Raw genomic sequence first — 674 nt, forward strand, 5'->3', positions numbered from 1 at the left:
GAGACGGCCACACGTCCCTGCGCCAAGGCGGTCAGGTCGGGCATGGTGCGGACGGTGACGCGGGCCTTGCGAATCGCCTCCAGGATTTCGTTGCGGCGTTGCCTTGTGGCATTCGGCAGCGCCAGCAATACATCGCGTGTTTCGCCGGTAGCAACGAGTGCCGGCAGGTCGGCGGGATCGTAGATCGGCAGCCCGGCCATGATACTGCCATGCAGGTGCCTGTCATCGTCAAGAAAGCCTACGACATTTAGCTCCGAGCTATTGGACAGAGCTGCGGCGAGCTGCCTTCCGGAAGCACCAGCGCCATAGATCAACACTTTTGCCAGCGAATTGCGGTTCAGAAGCCGCTGGTAAGCGTTGCCGAGCCAATAGCGTGTCCACATGCGCGACAGCCCGACGGCGATCAGAAGCAGCAACGGCTGCAATATGCCGACGGTACGCGGCACGCCTGGAATGCTGATCGCGGTGAAGATCGTCATGAAGGCCAGGCCGTAGATCGCCACGGCCTTGACCACCGTCATGAACGCCGAGAGCCCGGCATAGCGGAAGATCGCGCGGTAAAGCCCGAGCACAATGAAGATCGGTATCGCGAGCAGGAGCGAAACGAAGGCGGGTACCCATTCGACACCCTCGAGGATCACCCACCCGTCAAGCCGCAGGCAATAGGCAAACCA

Annotated in this window: 1 pseudogene; it reads right to left on the minus strand. The window is 61.4% G+C overall.

Annotated features, from left to right (window positions below):
• Nucleotides 1-674 (minus strand): annotated as a pseudogene (locus EQW76_RS28755) (polysaccharide biosynthesis protein); the annotation flags it as partial.

The organism is Rhizobium sp. rho-13.1, assembly GCF_007000305.1.
In the GTDB taxonomy this organism is placed as follows: Bacteria; Pseudomonadota; Alphaproteobacteria; order Rhizobiales; family Rhizobiaceae; genus Rhizobium; species Rhizobium rhododendri.